The sequence below is a fragment of the Roseinatronobacter alkalisoli genome (assembly GCF_028745735.1).
GTDB lineage: Bacteria > Pseudomonadota > Alphaproteobacteria > Rhodobacterales > Rhodobacteraceae > Roseinatronobacter > Roseinatronobacter alkalisoli.
This window is the reverse complement of sequence record NZ_JAQZSM010000085.1, coordinates 1-3,370: the sequence shown is the minus strand read 5'-3', so window position 1 is coordinate 3,370 and position 3,370 is coordinate 1. Positions and strand designations below refer to the sequence as shown.

Below are 3,370 nucleotides of genomic sequence, written 5' to 3'. Positions count from 1 at the left end.
TTCTCGCCGCACATGACCAAATCAATACGATCTTCAAACCCCGCCGCTACCGACTGACAGCCACGTCCTATCGACACGCTCGGGCAGATGCCTTCCGGCTATGGAACGACTATGCCCGCGAAATGACCGCAGGAATGCACGAGGCACAGACCACCGCACCTAACGGACAACAACTTGGCAATGCCGTCGGTGCGGCCTGAGTAAATGAACCTAGCGTCGGAAGTTACGGTTCCGTTGCTCCAAGTCAGTTAGTCGTCAGTCATAATGGCGATCAGTGCACCACCTTCCCCATATCCCGGCGCAGACCATTCACTGCAAGCGAAGCCCTGAGCTGAGGCTTGCGACGAAAATAGAGCTGCGCCCATCCCTTTCTTGCATTTGCAATTCAGAAACGCATATGGTAAGGAGGTCGACCATAAGGTAAGGAATGTCCGGTGACACAGGAATCCACCATCACTGTGAAAGGCCAGACCACCCTGCCGCGGGATGTTCGGGCGGCGTTGGGTCTGACGAGCGGCGATCGCGTGCGCTATGTGATCCTCGACGGGGAGGTGCGCATCCTGAAAGCCCGGCCGGTCAAGGAGTTGCGCGGCATGCTGGCCCGTCCGGACCAGCGGCCCGTGTCCCTTGATGAAATGGATGAGGCGATTGGCACGACCGCGTCCGAGCGCGCCATGCCTGACCGATGATCGCGCTTGATACCAATGTGCTGGTGCGGTTTCTGGTGCAGGATGACCCTGATCAGGCGCGCATGGCGAATGCCCTGTTCGAACAGCTGACCGGTTCTGCCCCAGGCTTTGTCAGCCGAGAGGTGCTCGTCGAGCTGGTATGGGTTCTCGAGCGCGCCTATGGCTATGCGCGGCCCGATATTGCTGTGGCGCTGGATGGTCTGCTGTCCGCAATCGAACTGGAGATCGAGGCGGCTGATGATGTGGGACAGGCCGTTGAGCGCTACCGCAATGATGGCTTTGGCTTTGCTGATCTGATGATCGCGAGTGCCGCCAAGCGTGCCGGGGCATCTGAACTCGTGACTTTTGATCGCAAAGCCGCGCGCCTGCCCGATGTCAGGCTTCTGACTGCATAGGTAGCTAAGATTAGAAGAAATAATCGTGTGGCTGGTGCAGATGTTCAGCGCCTGTCACCGATGCGCTGCTGTCCGTTGTCATCTCGCATGGCCAGTGTCTGGATCATCCTCACAACACTGTCGCGATCAAACTTCGCGGGCAGCTCGATCAGTGCAATGTCGGCCTCGCGCAGGGCCTGCCTCTTGACTGCATCGCTTTTCTCTGCGCGGGTGCGGCTGCGACGGGAGTTCCCGAAATGGCCCGTGCCCTGATACTCGACCACGGCGGCGACATTCAGCTCAGCGTCAAGCACCACGAAATCCGCCCGTTTGGAATTGATGCTCATGTAGCGCTTGTAGCTTTTGTTACGAAGGAAGGCACCGTAAGAGACCTGACACATCACGCTCCAGCCTGCGGGCAACTCTGCGCGCAGCATTCTGAAGAGCCGCAACTCCGTCTGGTTCATGAGCGGGCGGCGTTCAAACGGGGGCGCGAAGACGCCCTTGCGTGATAGCCAGGCGGCAATAATCACGACGAGGAGGGCCGCAAGCACGATCACCCCAAAGCTGATTGGCGTCAATTCCATACTCATCTCCCTGCCAACCGCGCCGAGCGTGCCATGCGCATTCGCCCCCGCTGCGGCACTGCCACCCCCGCAGGCCCCGGTCCCCGCGGCGCCCCACCTGCACCGGGCGGTTGGGGGGCATTGCCAAGTTGTTGTCCGTTAGGTGCGGTGGTCTGTGCCTCGTGCATTCCTGCGGTCATTTCACGGGTATAGCCGGCCCACAACCCGAAGGCATCAGCACGGGCGGGGCGATAGGACGTGGCTGTCAGTCGGTAGCGGCGGGGTTTGAAGATCGTATTGATTTGGTCATGTGCGGCGAGAAAGCGCTGTGCCTGGCGTGGAGACTTGAAGCGGCCCATGATCTTCTCCCGCCTTCGGGTAGGCCTGTGGCTACCCTCGATCCGGTTGTTGAGGCCCTTGTGGGCGCGATGGTCAGCATTAGATGCCAGCTGTGCGATCGGCTTAGCATAGCTACGCAGCTTGTCGGTGACGACCACTCTCGGCTGTGTTGATTGTCACTGAGACCTGACCCGGCGGGGGTCAGGTCTCAGTGACAATCAACAAAGTCATGCCACATAAACAACTTGGCAATGCCCTTAGGCCAGATCGGTTCTGGCGAAATCCTCACCCTTGTAGAGAAGCGGCGCATGGAACGCCTTCGCCGCAGCATAGGCCAGTGCGTCACCCATATTGAGCTTCGCAGGATGCCCGGCAACCTTCCCATACTTCCTGAGTACCGCGATCGCAGCCGTGCCCATGCTTTCCGTCAAATGCATTTCTCTGACCCCAAGCGTCGTGATCAGTTCGTCCACCAGTCTGCTCGCTTCGTCAAAGTGTGCCTCGCTGATATGGGTCGCCCTCGCCGTGTCTCGCAGGCTGCGCGCGATCCCGAGTGTTGCTTCCACACGGACTATCGGCGAGATCATCAGCTTGCCCTTTGCACCTTCCATAGCTTTCAGCATGGCCGGGGCCTCTGGCTCGTTCAGTAGCACGGCACATAATGCACTGGCGTCAATGAACATCAGCTATCGCCCCACAGCTCATCCATGAACGGCTTGTCGTCGGCCTTTCGGGGACCGAGACCGGCAGCAGCCGCTTTCCGCTGAACCTTTGCAACGCGCTCCGCAAGGGTTTCCCGTTTTTCCAAATCCGCTATACTATTCAACAGTGCGGCACGAACTGCCTCAGTCTTGTTCTTCGCGCCGGATGCTGCACGGAAGCGTTCAGCCAGCTGGTCCACGTCAGGGTCTTTGATATAGAGGGGCATGTGAATATCCTTTCTGGATATACTATATAGCCACAAAGGATATCCTTGCAAGTCTATAGTCGTTCCGGGGCGTTCCGCGTGGCGGGCGCCTGGCGGGGCACGCTTCCGGCCGATCCGCAGTTCCGGCTTTACCGGGTAGTTACCATTCCCCACCCACAGACTTATCCCCAAAATCTGGGGATAAGTCTGTGGGTGGGCAGCTGGTGGCAAAAGAAAATCCTTTGCGGGACCGCGCTCCAGGCTTCAGCCGGTAAGACCGGCTTACGCCCCGAGCCTCTCCCCTCGGAATCGGGTGTCGAAAGCGGCTTTTCGCTGCGCCATGAACGAGCGTCCGCAGTCCGGGACCTTGCTACCGTTCGACCCGCGGCAACCAATGACCGTTGTTCAGCCCTTTGCAGACGGTCGTCGTGATGACCGCCCCCTTCGGCTCCAATGTCGCGCCCAGTGGAGCGGAAGTTCGCTGCTGCAAGTCTT

Annotated in this window: 5 protein-coding genes and 2 pseudogenes; 3 read left to right on the top strand and 4 right to left on the bottom strand. The window is 59.3% G+C overall.

Features of this window, described 5'->3' with window-relative positions; genetic code table 11:
* The 3 genes and pseudogenes from PUT78_RS23210 to PUT78_RS23200 all read left to right on the top strand — a co-directional run.
* Positions 1-131: pseudogene (locus PUT78_RS23210) on the top strand (IS6 family transposase); the annotation flags it as partial.
* 303 nt (positions 132-434) lie between these two features.
* A complete protein-coding gene (locus PUT78_RS23205; RefSeq protein ID WP_274354592.1) occupies positions 435-689 on the top strand; it encodes an AbrB/MazE/SpoVT family DNA-binding domain-containing protein in 255 nt (84 codons plus the stop codon).
* Positions 686-1,084: a PIN domain-containing protein gene (locus PUT78_RS23200; RefSeq protein WP_274354591.1), complete on the top strand. Its 399-nt coding sequence runs from the start codon at positions 686-688 to the stop codon at positions 1,082-1,084. The genes PUT78_RS23205 and PUT78_RS23200 overlap by 4 nt, the downstream gene beginning before the upstream one ends.
* A 44-nt stretch (positions 1,085-1,128) precedes the next feature.
* Here PUT78_RS23200 and PUT78_RS23195 read toward each other — a convergent pair whose 3' ends face one another.
* The 4 genes and pseudogenes from PUT78_RS23195 to PUT78_RS23180 all read right to left on the bottom strand — a co-directional run bounded on the left by PUT78_RS23195 (position 1,129) and on the right by PUT78_RS23180 (position 2,896).
* Entirely contained in the window at positions 1,129-1,650 is a 522-nt protein-coding gene (locus PUT78_RS23195; protein ID WP_274354590.1) for a DUF2726 domain-containing protein, read from the bottom strand.
* A gap of 170 nt (positions 1,651-1,820) precedes the next feature.
* Positions 1,821-2,144, bottom strand: a pseudogene (locus tag PUT78_RS23190) (DDE-type integrase/transposase/recombinase); the annotation flags it as partial.
* 81 nt (positions 2,145-2,225) lie between these two features.
* Positions 2,226-2,651, bottom strand: coding sequence for a type II toxin-antitoxin system VapC family toxin (locus tag PUT78_RS23185; RefSeq protein ID WP_274354589.1), 426 nt, complete (start codon positions 2,649-2,651; stop codon positions 2,226-2,228).
* A complete protein-coding gene (locus tag PUT78_RS23180) occupies positions 2,651-2,896 on the bottom strand; it encodes a type II toxin-antitoxin system VapB family antitoxin (protein ID WP_274354588.1) in 246 nt (81 codons plus the stop codon). The genes PUT78_RS23185 and PUT78_RS23180 overlap by 1 nt, the downstream gene beginning before the upstream one ends.
* Positions 2,897-3,370 lie beyond the last annotated feature (474 nt).